We start from the raw sequence: 18,095 nt of genomic DNA on the forward strand, positions 1-18,095 counted from the left end.
AGATTTCAAAAGTAATAGCTTTATGGACTATAAAAGCAACCCAGTTTAAACATATTTAATAGTCCAGTTATGTTTCCTTTCAAAAGCAGTATTATTTTAGACAGAACATCTGGTAGAAATCTTTATTTACAACTATGTGATCAGATTATAAAATTAATCAAGGACGGCAAGCTTCAACCCTCTACTCGACTTCCAGGATCAAGAAAACTATCTGAAGATCTTTCTGTACATAGAAAAACGGTTATTGCTGCTTATGATGAATTGTTGGCACAAGGATGGATTGAAACACAACAAGCAAGAGGTACTTTTATTAGCCAAAAACTACCAATCATCACTCCCATTAAGCAAAAAAATCTTGACATCCAGTCCTCAGCAACGACCAATAGTGGATTTACATTTACAAAAAGACCGGATCTTGTCTATAGTACAATAACTCCAAAGAACACGCCTATCTTAAAAGTAGATGACGGCTCTCCCGATCATCGTTTGGCTCCTGTTGATGAAATTTCGAAAACTTACCGAAGTATAGCCAATAAAAGTTACCATAATGACCTGTTTGCTTACGGCTCTACCTATGGAAATCTTGATTTAAGAGAATTTCTAGTTACATTTCTAAACCAGACTCGAGGTTTACAAATTACTAAAGATAATATTTTAATCACCAGAGGAAGTCAAATGGGAATTTATCTATCTGGGCAAATATTGTTTAAAGAAAAAGGTAAAATTCTTGTTGGAGAAACCAATTACTTAACTGCAAACTACACTTTTGCTGAAGCAGGTGGAGAGATAATCACAATTCCAGTAGACAATGAAGGTATTAACGTCTCCAAAATCGAAGCTCTTTGTCAAAAAAATAAGATTAAAGCCCTATATGTAACTTCTCACCACCACCACCCGACTACCGTGACGCTGTCTGCAGAACGAAGAATGCATTTGCTACAGCTTGCTCAACAATACAATTTTGCAATTATAGAAGATGATTATGATTATGATTTTCATTACAGCCATGCCCCAATCTTACCACTAGCCAGTAATGACACTCATGGAAACGTAATTTACATTGGAGGTTTCTCAAAAATTATTGCCCCAGCAATTAGAGTTGGGTACATTATTGCGTCCAAAGATTTTATAGATGAGGCTGCCAATCTAAGGAGAATAATTGATCGTCAAGGAGACCCTGTACTTGAACTAGCCATGGCTAGAATGATTAAAAACGGAGATATTCAAAGACATTCAAATAAAGTGCTTAAGATTTATAGATCAAGAAGAGATTTGTTTTGTTCATTATTAAAAAATAAGCTTGGGAGCTATTTCGATTTTGAAATTCCAAATGGTGGAATGGCGGTTTGGGTAATGCTAAAACGAAAATATAGCTGGGATGATATTATAAAAGAATCATCTTTACTAGGCATTGAGCTAAATCCTGAATGGAAGCGATATGATCCTCATAATTTGAAACATAATGGGATTAGGATGGGGTTTGCTTCTTTAAATGAGCCAGAAATTTATGAATTTATTGCACGCCTAGAAAAAGTCATGAACGTATTATACGAAACCTAACTAAGACATGCCATTTAATCTTTTTGCAAAAACCGTAGCAAAGGTTTCAAACTTTCGTCTGGGTTTTCTTCCATAGGAACATGCCCTACGTTGTTAATAATAAATAATTCTGCATTAGGCATGTCGTTTACAAAACTATAGGCATGAGTTTTTGGAATCCAATAATCTTCATTACCCCATAACACAAGTGTTTTCGTTTGTATATTTTTTAGCTTATCTGTATTATTTATAAAAGATGTTTTTGCTCTATCGATAAATGCTTGTCTATTATCTTCTCTTAGCGTTAATTCATAGTACCTTTCTATTAAGATTGAAGTGACCTTACTATCATCAAAATAAACCTGCTCTAGGTTCTTTCTTACTATCGTTTTAGGTGTAACATATCGTACTATAGAATTTATTACCGGAGTACGAGCGAGTTTAAAAACCCATGGGGTTTCCTTTCTACCCGGGTAACCACTAGCATCGATCAATATCAGTTTTTTTATTTTTGTGGGATATGCAGATGTAAAATTCCATGCTATGTTACCTCCTAAAGAATTTCCGACTAGATAAAAGTTATCTATTTGTAGTTCATAAATAAAATCTTTTACAAAATTAGTATATGTGTTAATACTATATTCTCCTTGAGAATTAGGACCTGTTAACCCAAATCCAGGTAGATCCATTCGTATGACCCTATATTTTTTAGAAAGTTCATTGGTCCAAGCATCCCAAGTGTGTAAAGAAGAACCAGTACCATGAAGCAGAACTATCGGAGTACCTTTTCCTTCATCTCTATAATGAACTTGCATACCATGCAAAGACATAAATTTTGAAGATGAATTCGTATACTTTACTTTTAACTGCTCTAGCGGTATGTCTTTGTTCACAAGAAAAACACCAAAAATAAATATACCTAGCAGGACTAGCGAAAGCAATAATCTGGTCTTAGTCTTTTTTAATGCCATATACATTCGTTGAAGAATAATTACTTCAATATAAGAACACCTTTAAAGAGGTTACTTTATTATTAAATCATGTTTAGTTAGTAACCCAAGTAATCCTTTCTCGCTAAATTTAGCTTTTTTTAGTCGGTTTTTTTCAGGATCAATGGTATAATGCTCAGAAGTACTAAAATCAACCTTCTCGAGATTTGTATTTTCAAAAACAGACTTACTAAGATTACAGTGTTGAAATACAGAATCTTGCAAGTTGGCCTCGGTAAAATCTGCTTCTTTCAAGCTACAAGTTTTAAATATTGTATGTTTCATATCAAATCCATAAAAGCTTGTGTAATCAAGAATACAGTCATCAAAATTTACAGAAAACATAAAGTCATTGCAATTACCAAAATCAACTCCTAAAAATTTACAACCAGAAAACTGCACATCCTGAAATGACGCTTCTTTCAACATCACGTTCCCAAGATTACAATTTTCAAACCTACACTCCAAAAAAGTAATCGCAGATAAATTAGAATCGGTAAAATCACAGCTTTCAAATAGGCAATTATCATATTCCTGTGCTGACAACTTTTGTCCCGATAAATTTTTTCTTTCAAACCTTTGATCTAGTATTGAAGTACTCATAGATATTGTAGTTTTATTCCTCGATACGCCAAGGTGGATTTTTTCTATTATCTCCAGCAAAATAGAGGATCACCTGATTTCCATCAGGATCTTTTAGCCTAGCCTCGCGCCATAACCAGGTTTGATCGGTTGGAAGCAGATCAAAATGAACCCCCTCTTTTTGTAAACGTTCTACCTCCTGATCCAACTTAGAGGTTTCAAAATACACATATACTCCATCTCCCTTTGGGAGTTCTTCAGTCAAATGAACAGAGAATGTCCCATCGCCTTCAACGCATTCAAAACGGGCATAATGAGGTAATGCTTTAACGATTAATCGAAGTCCCAATTTTTCATAAAATGAAATTGAAACTTCTACATTTAGCGAAGGAACGGTTACTTGATTGAGATTCATTATAATTTTCTACGTTTCTTTTCTTGTGATAATAAATTTAACTCTCTACTAGTTTGCCCGGCAACTGAGGTATTTTCCTCAGCTCTACGTATCAGATAGGGCATCACATCTCTCACTGGACCAAACGGGAGATATTTAGCCACGTTATATCCTTCTTCGGCTAAATTAAAACTGATATGATCACTCATTCCATATAACTGTCCGAACCAAACTCTATTATCATCTTTTGCAATACCCAACTTATTCATTAATTGTATAGCCAGATAACTACTATGCTCATTATGAGTACCTATAAAAACCGAAATATCATTTATGTGTTCCAAAATGTATTTCATGGTGTTATCAAAATTCTGATCGGTATGCGCTTTATCTCGACAGATAGGTGTTGGATATCCTTTTTCTTCTGCTCTTTCATTCTCTTTTTCCATATAAGCTCCTCTTACAATCTTAACTCCAATCTTAAAATCGTATACCCTTGCTTCTTCATGTAATTGCTGTAAATAAGCCAAACGATCATGCCTATATAGCTGTAGCGTATTAAAAACAATTGCTTTTTTCTTGTTGTATTTACGCATCATTTTGGCCACCAATTCATCTGCAGCTCCTTGCATCCAACTTTCTTCTCCATCAATAAGCAACGCCACATCACAATCGTATGCTTTTTTACAAACAATATCGAAGCGTTCTTCAATTCTTTCCCATTCTTTCTCCTCCTCAGCGGTCAAAGCAACTCCTTCTGTCTTTTTTTGCCAAACCAAAAAACGTCCAAAACCTGTAGGTTTAAATACGCCAAACGACATCGCTTCTTTTTGATCTGCAAAATCTAGAATTTCCAACGTTTTTTCTAAAACAGCATCAAACTGCGCCTCTTCCTCTTTACCTTCGACAGAATAGTCTAGTACAGAACCAACACCTTTAGAAAACATCTTATCCACCACCGGTAAACAATCTTCTTCGCTTACCCCTCCGCAGAAATGGTCAAATACAGTAGCGCGAATCAGACCTTGTACTGGTAAATGTGCTTTTATCGCAAAGTTAGTTACTGCAGTACCTATTCGAACCAAAGGTTCATTAGAGATCATTTTAAATAAAAAATATGCTCTTTCTAGTTCTGAATCGCTTTTTAAAGCGAAAGCAGTTTTAGTATTATCAAACAAGTTGTTTTGCGCCATTAATTTTGAATTTAAGAATCTTTAAGATTGTATCTATATCGATGATAATATTACCAATTTTATTGATTTATCATCCTTTATTTTACGATATGTGCAAATATAGAACTTGCAAGTTTATTTTATTGCAAATTCTGCTTAATTTCGTTGCTTCAAAATTTATAAAGAAGTATGAAACCCATCATCTCAAAAGACTCTGTTGTTTATTTTGGTCAAGAATGCTACACTGCACTCAATGCCTATCTAGAAAAGGCTAATCATTCTAAGATATTCATACTCGTAGATAGCAATACTCATGAGTTTTGTCTGTCACTATTTATGAGTAAGATTGAAAAGGAATACGATATTGAAGTAATTGAAATAGAACCAGGAGAAATACACAAAAATATTGAAACCTGTAGTGGGATATGGAATGTACTGTCTGAACTGGGTGCAGACCGTAAAAGTTTAATGATCAACTTAGGTGGCGGTGTTGTTACCGATATGGGGGGATTTATTGCTTGCACCTATAAAAGAGGGATTAACTATATAAATATCCCAACATCATTACTTGCTATGGTTGATGCTTCCGTTGGCGGTAAAACAGGAGTAGATTTAGGGAATCTAAAAAATATGATTGGCGTTATTAGCGAGTCAGAAATGGTATTGGTAGATACCGAATACCTAAATACACTGCCTACAAATCAAATGTGTAGCGGTTTTGCAGAAATGTTGAAACATGGATTAATTCAAGATCGACAATACTGGGAAAAAATTAGCGACTTGTCTAAATTAGAATTAGAAGATCTGGATCAAATGATTTATGATTCTGTAGTAATTAAAAACAACATAGTTTTTGAAGACCCTACCGAACAAAACATTAGAAAATACCTGAATTTTGGTCATACCCTCGGACATGCTATTGAGTCATATTATCTAACTCATCCTGAAAGACCAACTTTACTTCACGGCGAAGCTATTGCCATAGGAATGATTATGGAAGCGTTCATTTCTTCTGAAGAACTTTCGCTCACCAAAGATGATTTAGAACATATCACTGCTGTTATTTTAGCCACGTTTCCTAAGGTTACTATCGATAAAGAAGACTATCAACCTATAATGGATCTTCTAATTCATGATAAAAAAAATGAAAAGGGAAATATCTATTTCGTATTATTAAACACCCTTGGTGAGGCCAAATACAATTGTAAAGTAGCTAATGAGCTAATCCTAAAGTCGTTTGACTACTATATGTCTCTTTAAGTCTTTTTTTATAATTTTGGCGCCAATATTAATTATTTAAACATACTACCTTGAAAAAGAAACTTTTTAAGCTAATTAAGATTTTCTTATTAAGTATTGGAGCAATTTTAATACTTACAATTGCTATTCTATATTTTTCTTTAAACGAAAAACTTCCAGAAGGAAAAGCCGGATACGGCGCTGATCTCTTTGCTTTAAAAATTCAACAAGCAGTTAAACATTCTGCTTTTAAAAACACCGATTATTTACAATGGAGTTTCAGAAACAAGCACCATTATATTTGGGACAAAAGCAATGAATCTGTAGAGGTAAAATGGGATAATTATAAGGTTCTCTTAGATTTAAAAAGACCTGACAAAAGTACCGTTTACGAAGGAGATGTTAAACTAGAAGGAAATACTCAAAAAATAGTTGAAAAGGCACTAGGATATTTTAATAATGATTCTTTTTGGTTGCTAGCGCCTTACAAATTGTTTGACAAAGGTGTTGTAAGGAAACTTGTTACCGCCAAAGATGGAACCAGAAGTCTATTAGTTACTTATAAGTCTGGTGGAACAACTCCGGGTGATTCATATCTATGGAAGGTAGATGAAGGGTATTTACCAACAAGCTACAAAATGTGGGTATCGATTATTCCTATTGGAGGTATCGAAGCCACCTGGGACGGTTGGATAACTACCGATAGTGGCGCCTATTTAGCACAAAAACATAGATTATTAGGATTTGAAATCCCAATTACCAATGTAAAAGCCTGGAATAAGAAATAACTTATTTACTCCTGCTTCCTACAAGTTGTTGTGACTTGTTCTTGAACAACACATTAAATGTTGTTAAACTTCCATACATTCTGGTAATATATTGCTGAAGATCAATCTTTTCTTGCTCATCTAAATTGGAGCTATTTATCTTTTGCTCCATTACACGAATACGATCTCGTACCATTACTATTTTATGAAAAAAAGTATCTATAGGTAATTCTTTAGAGGCTAGATTGGGATCTTCAGGTTGCAATATCATAGTACCACCTTTCCACTTATCAGCTATTGGAACTATTTCCGAAATATCACTATATCGTTTCAATATATCCTTTAACGTTTTTTCTACCTCATAAAAACTAACAGTATCTACTTCATCTTCAACTCCCTCAATTATTTCAAAATCATCGTCAGTATTAATGGTTTCCAAACCATTTTCTATAAAAGTTACCCAATACATTTTTGAAGTTACATTTGTAACTACACCTAATCCATATTCCGGATGTTTTATTCTAGAGCCAATACCTAAAATCATGCTTTAATTTTTTAGTAAAAATATAAAAAGTATCCTTTTAATCTATCGCAAACCTATAAATACTTGATGAGCGTTATATCTAACATAAACAGAGGTAAAACACTTTCCCTATTCGCTTTTCACCCCCCTAGTACACGACCGATTAAAAAATAAAACTAAAAAGCCAAATTCCCTGAAACTCCTATAATCATTTAAGAACACTACTATAAATCTCATAACATATTAACTATTTAACAAAACTGAAACTAAACCTATTTTACTAAAAGCGATCAAATAACTACATTTGCAATCTTGGTTTAAATTTTATGGTAGAATCTGAAGAAAATATTGAAGTTTTAGGGGCTAGAGTTCATAACTTAAAAAATATCGATGTAACTATTCCCAGAGAAAAGTTGGTTGTTATTACTGGTTTATCTGGTTCTGGTAAATCTTCTTTAGCTTTTGACACCATTTACGCAGAGGGACAGCGCAGGTATATCGAAACTTTTTCGGCATACGCTAGGCAGTTCTTAGGAGGCCTTGAACGCCCAGATGTTGATAAGATTGATGGATTATCTCCTGTTATTGCCATAGAACAAAAGACCACCAGCAAAAGCCCAAGAAGTACTGTAGGTACTATCACCGAAATTTATGACTTTTTAAGGCTTTTATTTTCAAGAGGGAGTGACGCATATAGCTATAACACTGGAGAAAAAATGGTAAGTTATAGCGATGAACAAATCAAAGATCTTATTCTAAAAGATTTCTCCGGAAAAAGAATAAACATACTCGCTCCTATTGTTCGTTCCCGTAAAGGACATTATCGAGAATTATTTGAGCAAATAGCCAAACAAGGATTTGTTAAAGTTCGCACCGATGGAGAAATTAAAGATATCGTGAAAGGAATGAAACTTGATCGATACAAAACTCATGATATCGAAATTGTCATCGATAGATTGTTGGTTAATGAAGATCAAGAGAATTCTAAGCGTTTAATGGAGACCATTAATACCGCCATGTATCACGGTGAAGATGTTTTAATGGTTATAGAGCAAGAATCACAAGAAGTTCGGTTTTTTAGCCGTAATTTAATGTGTCCTTCTAGTGGTATTTCTTATCCTAATCCTGAACCCAACAATTTTTCATTCAATTCACCCAAAGGGGCTTGCCCAAAATGTAACGGTATTGGAAACCTTTACGAAGTAAATATCAAAAAAATAATCCCCGACGATTCTAAATCGATAAAAGCCGGTGGATTAGTACCACAAGGACCACAAAAAAATAATTGGATTTTCAAGCAATTAGAATTAATTGCACAGCGTTACGGTTTTCAGCTTAGTGATCCAATAAAAAAGATTCCTAAAGAAGCCATGGATGTAATCCTCTATGGCGGAAAAGAAAAGTTTAGCGTAAATAGCAAAACCTTGGGAGTAACCCGCGAATACAAGATTGACTTTGAAGGAGTTGCGACATTTATAGAAAACACCTACAACCATAACGATTCTACATCTTTAAGGAGATGGGCAAAGGATTTTATGGATAATATAGAATGCCCAGAATGTGAAGGCAGTAGATTAAGAAAAGAGTCCTTATACTTCAAGGTAAATGGAAAAAACATTGCCGAGTTGTCACAAATGGACATCAGTGAATTGGCAGAGTGGTTCAAAGAACTCCCTGAGCATCTTAGTGAAAAGCAAAAGCAAATTTCTGGTGAAATTCTAAAAGAAATAAATGCTCGTCTTCAATTTTTGGTAGATGTAGGACTCACCTATCTATCTCTTAACAGAAGTAGTAAATCACTTTCGGGTGGAGAAGCACAGCGTATTCGTTTGGCAACGCAAATTGGCTCACAATTGGTAGGGGTGCTCTATATTCTTGACGAACCAAGTATTGGATTACACCAAAGAGACAACGAAAAGCTAATCAATTCTTTAGTGCAATTACGAGATATTGGAAACTCTGTGATCGTAGTTGAACATGATAAAGACATGATTGAACGTGCCGATCATGTGATCGACATAGGACCATTTGCAGGAAAACATGGAGGTGAAATTATTAGCGAAGGTACCCCAGATGAACTTCAGCAACAAAATACCCTTACCGCAGATTATTTAAGTGGTAAAAAACAAATTGAAATCCCTAAAAAGCGTAGAAAAGGTAACGGTAAAACAATTTCACTAAAGGGAGCTACAGGTAACAATCTTAAAAATGTATCCTTAGATATTCCATTAGGAAAAATGATCGCCGTAACCGGGGTTTCCGGTAGTGGTAAATCTACTTTGATTAATGAAACCTTATATCCTATCCTTAACGCACACTATTTTAATGGAGTAAAAAAACCTATGCCTTATAAAAGCATAAAAGGTTTAGAACATAGCGATAAGGTAATTGACATCAACCAATCTCCTATTGGAAGAACCCCTAGGTCTAATCCCGCAACGTATACAGGAGTATTTTCGGAAATTAGAAGTTTGTTTGCCAAAACACCAGAGGCTATGATTCGAGGGTATAAACCAGGTAGATTTAGTTTTAATGTTGCCGGAGGCAGATGCGAAACTTGTAAAGGAGGTGGTTTAAGAGTTATCGAAATGAACTTTTTACCAGATGTTTATGTAGAATGCGAAACCTGCCAAGGAAAAAGATTTAACAGAGAAACTTTAGAAATACGGTACAAAGGAAAATCAATTTCTGATGTTCTTGAAATGACCATCAATGAAGCATGTGTATTTTTTGAACATATCCCCAAAATTTTTAGAAAACTAAAAACCATTCAGAATGTAGGCCTTGGGTATATTACCCTAGGACAACAATCTACTACACTTTCTGGAGGAGAAGCCCAACGTATTAAATTAGCCACAGAACTTTCTAAAAGAGATACAGGAAATACCTTCTATATTCTTGATGAACCTACTACCGGGTTACATTTTGAAGATATTCGGGTATTAATGGAAGTGCTAAATAAATTGGTTGATAAAGGAAATACAGTTTTAATCATCGAACATAATCTAGATGTAATCAAGATGGCAGACTACATTATCGACATTGGGTATGAAGGAGGTAAAAACGGTGGTAAAATTGTAGCAAAAGGTACTCCTGAAGAAATTATAAAAGATAAAAAAAGTTATACCGCGAAGTTTCTGAAAAAGGAGCTTAACGCATAAAATTAAAATATATGAGAAAAGAACAACGACATAAAGGTTGGAATGAAATAAAGACTAATGATTCTTGGGCAATTTTCAAAATCATGGGTGAATTCGTAAACGGATTCGAGAAAATGAGTAAAATTGGTCCTTGCGTTTCGATTTTTGGATCTGCAAGAACAAAAACCGACGATAAGTATTATGAATTAGCCGTAGATGTAGCTAAAAAAATAGTAGATCATGGATATGGTGTTATTACCGGAGGGGGTCCTGGTATTATGGAAGCCGGAAACAAAGGTGCTCATTTAGGAGGAGGTACCTCGGTAGGATTAAATATAGACCTACCTTTTGAACAGCATGATAATCCTTATATTGATCATGATAAAAGTCTTGATTTTGATTACTTCTTTGTAAGAAAAGTAATGTTTGTAAAATATTCACAAGGATTTGTGGTTATGCCAGGAGGGTTCGGAACTTTAGATGAACTTTTTGAAGCAATGACACTTATACAAACCAAAAAAATTGCAAAATTTCCAATAATATTAGTAAGTACTGAATTTTGGGGAGGACTAATCGACTGGATTAAATCAACATTGCTTGAAAAATTTGGAAATATTAGCCCCGGTGACCTTGATTTGTTCCATGTTGTTGATACTCCAGAAGAAGTATTACAAATTTTAGATAAGTTCTATGCTGAATATAATCTAAGTCCAAATTTCTAATCAAAAAGCTGTATTTTTTGAAAAAATTAAGTTTTTTCGAAATACTTTTAAGATTTTTATAGTTCGGCGTACTAATTGATGTAAATTTTAATCACACATAAAATTGAATATCCTGAGAATACTGCATACCATTATTGTTTTTTTAACACTGTACACAACTACAGCACAAAATAGTATTCTCATTAATGCTAACTTGGATACCGATAAAAAGATCGTATCCATAGAACAGGAAATTACATACACCAATTCTTCTGATAAGGCACTTCGCAAAATTTACCTTAATGATTGGGCAAATGCTTTTTCAAGTAAAACTACTCCTCTGGGAGAACGATTTTCTGAAGATTTTCTCAAAAGGTTCTATTTTGCGAAAGATTATGAAAGAGGAGGCACGATAATTCAAAAAATTCAGGATAACACACAACAATCTCTAAAATGGGGTCGTGAGGAAGGCTCCCAAGATATACTTTGGATAGAAAACTCAAAACCACTGTTACCAGGAGAAACTGTTACATTGTTATTAAAATATAGTATAAAAATACCTAGTAGTAAATTTACAAGATACGGGTATGATACCGAAGGTAATTTTGCTCTTAAATATTGGTACATGATTCCGGCGGTGTATGATACAAAATGGAATACCTATAGCCATAAGAACTTAGATGACCTTTATGCACCATTATTAGACTACAAGATAAACTTTACTCTTCCCGAGGAATACGAAATTATAAGTGACCTTAACAAAAACGGGGAAAATGCTTCAGGAGAAAAACAAAGTAAAACCTTAACCCTGACAGGAAATAATAGAGCCGAAGTAAATTTATATATATCAAAAGGTACTAGTAAATTCTATAGTTTTCCCGCAGACGGTGTTCAGTTTATAAGCAATATTGATGACAATAAGCTTATGCCACAGATGAAATCTGTTGCTACGACCAGAATCATAAGTTTCCTGAATAAAAAGCTTGGTCCCTACCCTTTCGAAAAACTTGTAGCATCGGAAAGTGATTATAAGAACAATCCGGTTTATGGTTTAAATCAATTACCAGACATATTAAGACCTTTTCCAGATGGTTTTCAGTATGAGATAAAACAACTCAAAGCCATTACCGAAAATTATCTTAAAAAAACTGTTCTTATTAATCCTCGTCATGATGTATGGTTAAGAGATGCTATGCATATATACCTCATGATGGCGTATACGGAGCAATATTATCCCGATATGAAAATCATCGGTAAGCTTAGTAAGGTCATTGGTGTTCGATGGTTTCACATTGCAGACCTAAAATTTAATGATCAATATTTCCTGGCGTATAAGAATATGGCCAGATTATTTCTCGATCAACCACTGTCAACACCTCAAGATCAATTGGTAAAATTTAATACCAATATTGCTAACGCATATAAAGCTGGCGTTGGTCTTAAATATTTGGAAGACTACTTAGAAGACGATAATATCGTAGCTGAAAGTATTAAAAAGTTTTACGAAGAAAACGCATTAACACAAACCAACTCTCTTAAGTTTAAGGATGTACTCACCTCATTATCAAACAAGGATGTCGAATGGTTTTTTGAAGATTACGTAAATACCAACAAAAAAATAGACTATAAGATAAAATCGGTTAAAAAAGGCAAAGACTCGATTGAAGTCACTCTTAAAAACAAGGAAGACAACCTCATGCCGATATCTTTATATGGTTTGCGAAAAAAAGATATTGTATCTAAAACGTGGGTTCCTGGTTTTAAAGGAACCAAAAAAGTAAAAATCGCAAACGAAGATCTCACCAAACTTGCACTAGATTATGATCAAAATATTCCTGAAGTCAATCAGAGAAACAACTACAGGAATTTAAAATGGATATTCAACAAACCAATTCAATTTAGGTTTCTTGAAGATGTTGAAGACCCTAGATACAGCCAATTGTTTTTTATTCCAGAGTTTGAATTTAACGTGTATGATGGATTTACCATAGCCTCAAAATTTTATAACAAAACCATTATTAGAAGAAATTTTGAGTATAATATTTCTCCTGCTTACGGTCTAAAATCTAACAAACTGCTAGGTTCTGCTTCTTTTTTTGTTAGAAATCAGATTGCGGAAAGTGGATTGTATCAGATACGGTATGGAATAAACGGAAGCATGTTTAGCTATGCTCCAGATCTTTTGTTTAGACGTTTTTCTTCTTCCGTTAGCTTTCTATACAGACCCGAAGACCTAAGATCAAATCAAAAACAGAGACTATCCCTGCGTAATGTAAATGTATTCAGGCAAAGAAATGAAGAAAACCCAGTAGCAACACCAGACTATAATGTGTTTAATGCCAGGTATAGATATTCAGATTTTAACCTTACCGATTTCTTGGGATACACCATTGATTATCAAATATCCAAAAACTTCAGCAAACTATCTACAACCATAAATTACAGAAAACTATTCCTTAATAACAGACAATTAAATCTAAGATTATTTGCAGGAACTTTTCTTTTTAATGATACCGAAAAAGATGGGGACTTCTTTAGTTTTGCTCTAGACCGCCCTACAGATTATTTATTTGATTTTAACTACTTAGGAAGAAGTGAAGACACTGGATTTGTAAGTCAGCAAATAATAATCGCCGAAGGAGGTTTTAAGTCACAACTCGAATACCCTTTTGCCAATCAATGGATTACAACGTTAAACGCGAATACCAACATTTGGAATTGGATCTATGCCTACGGAGATGTGGGGTTTGTTAAAAACAAAGGGATTTCACCAAAGTTTGTTTTTGACAGTGGAGTGCGATTAAGTCTTGTAGCAGACTATTTTGAAGTTTTCTTTCCCGTTGTATCAAATAAAGGATGGGAAATAGCGCAGCCTAATTATGACCAACAGATTCGATTTATAATTACCTTAAGTCCTGAAACCTTAATAGGACTTTTCACTAGAGAATGGTATTAATTTTTACTAAAATATAGATTTAAAATTCAAATGTGAAAATTTTGAATATTTGTTAACCGATCCTTAAAATTGGGTCAAAAAACAATAATTCTTCAATAAAAAACAGTTTTAGTTAAATTTTATTCAAAAACTTTAAGACTTTCTACCTTGCAAATGGCTTGTATTTTAACTAAATTTGCAATCCATAAAAACGTCGTTCGTATGCAATCTGAAACTGTTACTACATCTAATATTTCATTTGAAGAATATAGAAATCAAATACTTAGGGACTATAGAATAGCACTCATAAGTAGAGAATGTAGCCTTCTAGGACGTCGGGAGGTACTAACAGGAAAATCGAAGTTTGGAATTTTTGGTGGCGGAAAGGAATTACCGCAGCTAGCAATGGCTAGAGTATTTCGTAATGGAGACTTTAGATCGGGATACTACCGTGATCAAACGTTCATGATGGCCATTGAAAAATATACTATTGAACAATTTTTTGCAGGTCTTTATGCCCATACAGACATCGAAAAGGAACCTTTTGCAGCGGGCAGACAAATGGGAGGACATTTTTCTACACATAGTTTGAATGAAGATGGAAGCTGGAAAAACCTTACCGAGCAAAAGAACTCAAGTTCTGATATCTCTCCTACCGCTGGTCAAATGCCAAGATTATTGGGATTAGCACAAGCTTCTAAAGTATATCGTAACGAAAAAAGTGTTACTGGTTTTAACCAATTCTCTATAAAAGGAAACGAAGTTGCATGGGGAACTATAGGAAACGCAAGTACTAGTGAAGGACTTTTCTGGGAAACCATTAATGCAGCCGGAGTTTTACAAGTACCGATGGTGATAAGTATTTGGGATGATGAATATGGTATTTCTGTGCATGCCAAACATCAAACCACCAAGGAAGATATCTCTTTAGTATTAGAAGGGTTTCGTAGAGATGAAAAGCATGAAGGATATGAAATCATTAAGGTAAATGGATGGGATTACCCTGCCCTTATTGATGCCTACCAAACTGCAGAAGACCTGGCTAGAGAACAACATATTCCTGTTATCATTCATGTTAAAGAATTAACACAACCACAGGGGCATTCTACTTCAGGTTCTCATGAACGATATAAGAGTGAAGAACGTTTAAATTGGGAAAGAGAACATGATTGCAATAAGAAATTTAAGGATTGGATCATTGATCACAACATAGCCACTGCAGAAGAATTAGTAGATATAGAAAAAGCTGCCAAAAAAGAGGTTAGAAAAGGTAAAACTACTGCTTGGAACGCTTATTTATCTGAAATCAAATCTGAACAAGAGCAGGCGTTAGCTATACTCAAAGCGGTAGAAAGTAAAAGTGCTAATAAAAACTTTATTAGCCCATTAATAAATACACTTGCTTCTAAGGAAGAGCCAATAAGAAAAGACATATTAGAAGCAACGAGAAAGACTTTGCGTTACATCACCAAAGAAAACTTCGAAGAAAAGACGTCTCTCCAAAACTGGATCAACACCTATATAGATGCTGTCCAACCTAAATACAGTGATCATTTATATAACGAGTTCGATTCAAATGTAATAAGCATCAAAGAAGTTCAGCCACAGTATGAACAAGATGCAGAATTGGTAGACGGTCGGGTCATTCTAAGAGATAATTTTGAAAATATCTTCAACAGAGTTCCTGAAGCCTTAATTTTTGGAGAAGATAGTGGAAAAATTGGAGATGTAAATCAAGGACTTGAAGGGTTACAAGAAAAGTTTGGTCAAATCAGAGTTTCTGACGCAGGAATTAGAGAAGCAACTATTATTGGTCAAGGAATTGGTATGGCAATGAGAGGACTGCGTCCTATTGCAGAGATTCAATATCTCGATTATATCATGTACTGTATTCAAGGGTTAAGTGATGATCTTGCTACGTTGCGATACAGAACTTTTGCAAAGCAAAAGGCTCCATTAATTGTTAGAACGAGAGGTCATAGACTAGAAGGAATTTGGCATTCTGGATCTCAAATGGGAGGTCTAATTCATTTACTAAGAGGAATACACATTCTTGTTCCTAGAAATATGACCAAAGCGGCAGGTTTCTATAACACGTTATTAGATAGTGATGAACCAGCTGTTGTTGTAGAATGTTTAAATGGATATCGTCTCAAAGAAAAAATGCCTGCTAACCTAGCTGAGATAAGAACTCCGGTTGGTGTTGTTGAAACTATTAAAGAAGGTACCGATATAACATTAGTTTCTTACGGATCAACATTACGACTGGTCGAGCAAGCTGCAAAAGAGCTACTCTCAGTAGGAATTAACGCAGAGGTTATCGATGCACAATCTCTTATTCCGTTTGACTTAAATCATGACATTGTAAAGAGTGTAGCCAAAACCAATAGGTTATTGATAATTGACGAAGATGTACCAGGAGGAGCAACAGGATACATGATGCATAAGTTAATTGACGAGCAAAACGTTTATCAGTATTTAGATAGCAAGCCTCAAACATTAAGTGCACAACCGCACCGACCTGCATTTGGTACAGATGGAGATTATTTTAGTAAGCCTTCTGCCGAAGATATTTTCGAGAAAACGTATGAAATTATGAATGAGGCAGACCCTGCGACATATCCTAAATTGAGATAAAATAAGATAATAAGCTTTATTGAAAATCTTCTATTCGAATCCTCTTTCCTTCTTTATAAGAAATAATAAAGATTCGTTTATCAAAGAAACCAGATTTAATTAGGGTTTTTCGAAATTCTTGAGCTTCAGGTAGCGTTTCAAAAATCCCCAAACTAAGTTTGTATAAGGAAGAATCGCTATACACTAAAGTATTAGTAAATTTTTCGGAAATGGAAGCAATACGCTTATCTACCAACGCTTTAATCTGCACAGAATACACAGTATCTTTTTTGATAAGACTTCTATAGAGATATAGGTTTTGTATCCCTTTAAGATCAACCTTTTCTTGTTTAAGAATATCTAGCTCGTCTCTTACAGAATTCAATTCATTTTGAAGTGCTAGGAGTTCTTGATAATCACTCTTTTCAGAAGCCAAATCTTTTGAACTTGTTTTTTTGGAATAAAACGCATTGGCAACAAGAAAAACAGCCAACAATAGTAGGATCAGTGAAAATGACCCAAATAAACGATTCGATTTTTTACTCTTTTGTAACTTATCAGTTTCTTGGTCTAATAAAACTTCAAGTTTTTTTTGTTTAACCTCTGCTTTTTCAATCTGATAATGTAGCGACAAGAGGTCTTCTTCTTTAATAACTTTCATGGCCGGGGTAGTTTAGGTTTTAAATTATAACACATATAATTACCACGCTTAAGGGAGTTTCTGCTGAATTATCCTGTAGACAATACCATTACTTGTTTCTAAAATCAAAACAGGCTTATCTTTTATTATTCTTTGAAAAGCCTTTAACGGAAAACCATTAGAAATTTGATTAATATTATCAATCTTCACCCTCGCTTTATCGTCAAGTTCTAAAATTCTAGGGCTAGAATTCTGGTTATGAATATAATAATTATTATACAAATAAAACAACGTGTCCCCATTTTTGTCGATATCATATTCTGCTTCACCGAATTCTTTTGCTTTTTTTACCGCCCTTTTCCCCTTATAAAATTCGATAAAATCTGCTTCAATAAACAATGTTCCGTTGCTCTCATAGGCTCTATTTACATAGCAGTAATTTCTTTCAAATTTAAGTTTAGGTTTTCCGTTTAAAGAATCACCCGTTATACCACCAATACCAGCACTATCAAGTTCTTGTTTTTTATATTCTGATATATCAACCTTCAGCTTGTTAAGTTCATCCATCAAAGAATCATTAGTAACTAATAACTTTTTTATCTCATCAGAATTTTCAATTGCTGTTTCACTTTCAAAAGAAAAGAATGCTGTGTTTTTTTGCAAATACACCCCACCCACTACAAGTAAAGACAGTAATACCACGATAAAAGCAAAGTATAAGTTTCTTACCACTTTGCTTTTTCGTAAATCGTCTGAAATCGTAACTAAACGATCTTCTAACTGTTGTTGTTTAATATCAGTTTTCTCGATCTGATAATGCATCGATAATAACTCTTCCTCTTTCTTATCCATTTTCCC

14 protein-coding genes are annotated in these 18,095 nt (G+C 34.2%); 7 read left to right on the top strand and 7 right to left on the bottom strand.

Annotation, left to right across the window (positions count from 1 at the left end; all coding sequences use genetic code 11):
• Positions 1–69 precede the first annotated feature (69 nt).
• Positions 70–1,560, top strand: coding sequence for a MocR-like pyridoxine biosynthesis transcription factor PdxR (gene pdxR, locus M0D21_RS02205; protein ID WP_248326031.1), 1,491 nt, complete (start codon positions 70–72; stop codon positions 1,558–1,560).
• 14 nt (positions 1,561–1,574) lie between these two features.
• Here pdxR and M0D21_RS02210 read toward each other — a convergent pair whose 3' ends face one another.
• Genes M0D21_RS02210 through M0D21_RS02225 form a run of 4 tightly spaced genes read right to left on the bottom strand, consistent with a single transcriptional unit; the run spans position 1,575 to position 4,697 of the window.
• Positions 1,575–2,510: an alpha/beta fold hydrolase gene (locus M0D21_RS02210; RefSeq protein WP_248326032.1), complete on the bottom strand. Its 936-nt coding sequence runs from the start codon at positions 2,508–2,510 to the stop codon at positions 1,575–1,577.
• Positions 2,511–2,561: 51 nt separating this feature from the next.
• Entirely contained in the window at positions 2,562–3,131 is a 570-nt protein-coding gene (locus M0D21_RS02215; RefSeq protein ID WP_248326033.1) for a pentapeptide repeat-containing protein, read from the bottom strand.
• 13 nt (positions 3,132–3,144) lie between these two features.
• A complete protein-coding gene (locus M0D21_RS02220; protein ID WP_248326034.1) occupies positions 3,145–3,525 on the bottom strand; it encodes a VOC family protein in 381 nt (126 codons plus the stop codon).
• Positions 3,525–4,697 carry a proline dehydrogenase family protein gene (locus tag M0D21_RS02225; RefSeq protein WP_248326035.1) on the bottom strand — a complete coding sequence of 391 codons (1,173 nt, stop codon included), beginning with the start codon at positions 4,695–4,697 and terminating at the stop codon, positions 3,525–3,527. The genes M0D21_RS02220 and M0D21_RS02225 overlap by 1 nt, the downstream gene beginning before the upstream one ends.
• Positions 4,698–4,865: 168 nt before the next feature.
• Between M0D21_RS02225 and aroB the strand changes: the two genes are divergently transcribed.
• Positions 4,866–5,936: a 3-dehydroquinate synthase gene (aroB, locus tag M0D21_RS02230; protein ID WP_248326036.1), complete on the top strand. Its 1,071-nt coding sequence runs from the start codon at positions 4,866–4,868 to the stop codon at positions 5,934–5,936.
• A gap of 50 nt (positions 5,937–5,986) precedes the next feature.
• On the top strand, positions 5,987–6,703 hold the full coding sequence (locus M0D21_RS02235) for a hypothetical protein (RefSeq protein WP_248326037.1): 717 nt from the start codon (positions 5,987–5,989) through the stop codon (positions 6,701–6,703).
• A 1-nt stretch (position 6,704) separates the two neighbouring features.
• Here the strand turns inward: M0D21_RS02235 and M0D21_RS02240 are convergent, their stop codons facing one another.
• Positions 6,705–7,226 (bottom strand): hypothetical protein, encoded by a 522-nt coding sequence (locus M0D21_RS02240; RefSeq protein ID WP_248326038.1) that lies wholly within the window; start codon positions 7,224–7,226, stop codon positions 6,705–6,707.
• A gap of 305 nt (positions 7,227–7,531) precedes the next feature.
• Between M0D21_RS02240 and uvrA the strand changes: the two genes are divergently transcribed.
• The 4 genes from uvrA (at position 7,532) to M0D21_RS02260 (ending at position 16,618) form a co-directional block, all read left to right on the top strand.
• Complete coding sequence (uvrA, locus tag M0D21_RS02245) at positions 7,532–10,366, top strand: excinuclease ABC subunit UvrA (RefSeq protein WP_248326039.1); 2,835 nt, start codon at positions 7,532–7,534, stop codon at positions 10,364–10,366.
• A gap of 11 nt (positions 10,367–10,377) precedes the next feature.
• Positions 10,378–11,067 carry an LOG family protein gene (locus M0D21_RS02250; RefSeq protein WP_248326040.1) on the top strand — a complete coding sequence of 230 codons (690 nt, stop codon included), beginning with the start codon at positions 10,378–10,380 and terminating at the stop codon, positions 11,065–11,067.
• A 103-nt stretch (positions 11,068–11,170) separates the two neighbouring features.
• Positions 11,171–14,002 (top strand): gluzincin family metallopeptidase, encoded by a 2,832-nt coding sequence (locus M0D21_RS02255; protein WP_248326041.1) that lies wholly within the window; start codon positions 11,171–11,173, stop codon positions 14,000–14,002.
• Positions 14,003–14,203: 201 nt separating this feature from the next.
• Positions 14,204–16,618, top strand: a complete 2,415-nt coding sequence (locus M0D21_RS02260; RefSeq protein WP_248326042.1) for an alpha-ketoacid dehydrogenase subunit alpha/beta — start codon at positions 14,204–14,206, stop codon at positions 16,616–16,618.
• 16 nt (positions 16,619–16,634) lie between these two features.
• Here M0D21_RS02260 and M0D21_RS02265 read toward each other — a convergent pair whose 3' ends face one another.
• Both M0D21_RS02265 and M0D21_RS02270 read right to left on the bottom strand, forming a co-directional pair.
• Positions 16,635–17,258 (bottom strand): hypothetical protein, encoded by a 624-nt coding sequence (locus M0D21_RS02265; RefSeq protein WP_248326043.1) that lies wholly within the window; start codon positions 17,256–17,258, stop codon positions 16,635–16,637.
• A 48-nt stretch (positions 17,259–17,306) separates the two neighbouring features.
• On the bottom strand, positions 17,307–18,089 hold the full coding sequence (locus M0D21_RS02270; protein ID WP_248326044.1) for a hypothetical protein: 783 nt from the start codon (positions 18,087–18,089) through the stop codon (positions 17,307–17,309).
• Positions 18,090–18,095: the final 6 nt, after the last annotated feature.

Source organism: Aquimarina acroporae (assembly GCF_023195925.1).
Classification (GTDB): domain Bacteria; phylum Bacteroidota; class Bacteroidia; order Flavobacteriales; family Flavobacteriaceae; genus Aquimarina; species Aquimarina acroporae.

Bases quoted from the DNA above. Each gene is read 5' to 3' on its own strand.
- pdxR (WP_248326031.1), top strand. From the start codon at position 70: ATGTTTCCTTTCAAAAGCAGTATTATTTTAGACAGAACATCTGGTAGA.
- M0D21_RS02210 (WP_248326032.1), bottom strand. From the start codon at position 2,510: ATGGCATTAAAAAAGACTAAGACCAGATTATTGCTTTCGCTAGTCCTG.
- M0D21_RS02215 (WP_248326033.1), bottom strand. From the start codon at position 3,131: ATGAGTACTTCAATACTAGATCAAAGGTTTGAAAGAAAAAATTTATCG.
- M0D21_RS02220 (WP_248326034.1), bottom strand. From the start codon at position 3,525: ATGAATCTCAATCAAGTAACCGTTCCTTCGCTAAATGTAGAAGTTTCA.
- M0D21_RS02225 (WP_248326035.1), bottom strand. From the start codon at position 4,697: ATGGCGCAAAACAACTTGTTTGATAATACTAAAACTGCTTTCGCTTTA.
- aroB (WP_248326036.1), top strand. From the start codon at position 4,866: ATGAAACCCATCATCTCAAAAGACTCTGTTGTTTATTTTGGTCAAGAA.
- M0D21_RS02240 (WP_248326038.1), bottom strand. From the start codon at position 7,226: ATGATTTTAGGTATTGGCTCTAGAATAAAACATCCGGAATATGGATTA.
- uvrA (WP_248326039.1), top strand. From the start codon at position 7,532: ATGGTAGAATCTGAAGAAAATATTGAAGTTTTAGGGGCTAGAGTTCAT.
- M0D21_RS02250 (WP_248326040.1), top strand. From the start codon at position 10,378: ATGAGAAAAGAACAACGACATAAAGGTTGGAATGAAATAAAGACTAAT.
- M0D21_RS02260 (WP_248326042.1), top strand. From the start codon at position 14,204: ATGCAATCTGAAACTGTTACTACATCTAATATTTCATTTGAAGAATAT.
- M0D21_RS02265 (WP_248326043.1), bottom strand. From the start codon at position 17,258: ATGAAAGTTATTAAAGAAGAAGACCTCTTGTCGCTACATTATCAGATT.
- M0D21_RS02270 (WP_248326044.1), bottom strand. From the start codon at position 18,089: ATGGATAAGAAAGAGGAAGAGTTATTATCGATGCATTATCAGATCGAG.